The sequence below is a fragment of the Thioalkalicoccus limnaeus genome (assembly GCF_041197575.1).
GTDB lineage: Bacteria > Pseudomonadota > Gammaproteobacteria > Chromatiales > Chromatiaceae > Thioalkalicoccus > Thioalkalicoccus limnaeus.
The window spans coordinates 1-2,500 of record NZ_JBDKXB010000055.1; the positions used below are offsets into that span (position 1 = coordinate 1).

Here is a 2,500-nt window from a genome sequence, read left to right on the forward strand (position 1 = left end):
GGCACAAAAAAAACCCCCATCGTTGTTTGGTGATGGGGGTTTTTGTGTGAGGGCCTGGCGGTGACCGACTTTCGCATGGGGAGGCCCCACACTATCATGGGCGATACACCGTTTCACTTCTGAGTTCGGGATGGGATCAGGTGGTTCCAGTGCTCTATGGCCGCCAGGGAAACGGGTGGTGGCTCGGTGTGTTGACCGAGCCACGAGGTGAGGTGTGAGGTGTTGGCTCACAATGTTTGGGTGTTATATGGTCAAGCCTCACGGTCCATTAGTACGGGTTAGCTTCACACGTTACCGTGCTTCCACACCCCGCCTATCCACGTCGTGGTCTTCGACGGACCTTTAGGAACCTCGAGGGTTCAGGGAGACCTCATCTCGGGAGGGGCTTCCCGCTTAGATGCTTTCAGCGGTTATCCCGTCCGTACGTAGCTACCCGGCAATGCCACTGGCGTGACAACCGGAACACCAGAGGTACGTCCACTCCGGTCCTCTCGTACTAGGAGCAGCTTCCCACAAGTCTCCAACGCCCACGGCAGATAGGGACCGAACTGTCTCACGACGTTCTAAACCCAGCTCGCGTACCACTTTAAATGGCGAACAGCCATACCCTTGGGACCGACTTCAGCCCCAGGATGTGATGAGCCGACATCGAGGTGCCAAACACCGCCGTCGATATGAACTCTTGGGCGGTATCAGCCTGTTATCCCCGGAGTACCTTTTATCCGTTGAGCGATGGCCCTTCCATACAGAACCACCGGATCACTAAGACCTGCTTTCGCACCTGCTCGACTTGTCCGTCTCGCAGTCAAGCACCCTTCTGCCTTTGCACGCACTGCGCGATTTCCGACCGCGCTGAGGGTACCTTCGCGCTCCTCCGTTACGCTTTGGGAGGAGACCGCCCCAGTCAAACTACCCACCACACACGGTCCCCGACCCGGATCACGGGCCTGGGTTAGAACTCCAAACAAACCAGGGTGGTATTTCAAGGTCGGCTCCACCGAAACTGGCGTCCCGGTTTCAAAGCCTCCCACCTATCCTACACAAGTCGGTTCAAAGTCCAGTGTGAAGCTGTAGTAAAGGTTCACGGGGTCTTTCCGTCTAGCCGCGGGTACTCGGCATCTTAACCGAGATTTCAATTTCACTGAGTCTCAGGTGGAGACAGTGCCGCCATCGTTACGCCATTCGTGCAGGTCGGAACTTACCCGACAAGGAATTTCGCTACCTTAGGACCGTTATAGTTACGGCCGCCGTTTACCGGGGCTTCGATCAAGAGCTTCTCCGAAGATAACCCCATCACTTAACCTTCCGGCACCGGGCAGGCGTCACACCCTATACTTCCTCTTACGAGTTCGCAGAGTGCTGTGTTTTTAATAAACAGTCGCAGCGGCCTGGTCACTGCAACCCCTCTCCGCTCCAGCCGCAAGGGCCTTCACGTACCAGGGGCGTACCTTCTCCCGAAGTTACGGTACCATTTTGCCTAGTTCCTTCACCTGAGTTCTCTCAAGCGCCTGGGGATTCTCACCCCGCCCACCTGTGTCGGTTTCGGGTACGGTCACTCGTTACCTGAAGCTTAGAGGCTTTTCTTGGAAGCCGGGCATCAGTCACTTCGCCTCCGTAGAGACTCGTCATCACGCCTCAGGATTGTGCCCCCGGATTTGCCTAAGAGCACTCCCTACACGCTTGAACCGGACACCAACCGCCGGCCAACCTAGCCTTCTCCGTCCCCCCATCGCAGTAACAAGCGGTGCCGGAATATTAACCGGCTTCCCATCGACTACGCCTCTCGGCCTCGCCTTAGGGGCCGACTCACCCTGCGCCGATGAACGTTGCGCAGGAAACCTTGGGCTTTCGGCGAGGGGGCCTCTCACCCCCTTTATCGTTACTCATGTCAGCATTCGCACTTCCGATACCTCCAGCCGACCTCACGATCAACCTTCATCGGCCTACGGAACGCTCCCCTACCATGCAAGTTGCCTCGCATCCGCAGCTTCGGTACATGGCTTAAGCCCCGCTACATCTTCCGCGCAGGCCGACTCGACCAGTGAGCTATTACGCTTTCTTTAAAGGATGGCTGCTTCTAAGCCAACCTCCTGGCTGTCTAAGCCTTCCCACAACGTTTCCCACTGAGCCATGATTTCGGGACCTTAGCTGGCGGTCTGGGTTGTTTCCCTCTCCACGACGAACGTTAGCACCCGCCGTGTGTCTCCCGTGGTCACACTTCTCAGTATTCGGAGTTTGCCTCGGTTTGGTAAGCCGGGATGGCCCCCTAGCCGAAACAGTGCTCTACCCCCAAGAGTGAACCCACGAGGCGCTACCTAAATAGCTTTCGGGGAGAACCAGCTATCTCCGGGCTTGATTAGCCTTTCACTCCGACCCACAGCTCATCCGAATCTTTTTCAACAGATCCCGGTTCGGGCCTCCAGCGCGTGTTACCGCACCTTCACCCTGGCCATGGGTAGATCGCCCGGTTTCGGGTCTACTCCCAGCGACTCAACGCCCT

The 2,500-nt window shown here is 57.1% G+C and carries 2 rRNA genes (1 of these 2 cut by a window edge); both read right to left on the reverse strand.

The annotated features are described in order from the left end of the window. Positions 1-52: 52 nt before the first annotated feature. Positions 53-168, reverse strand: a 5S ribosomal RNA gene (gene rrf / locus ABC977_RS17815). A 79-nt stretch (positions 169-247) separates the two neighbouring features. Next, a 23S ribosomal RNA gene (locus ABC977_RS17820) occupies positions 248-2,500 on the reverse strand (it continues 631 nt past the right edge of the window).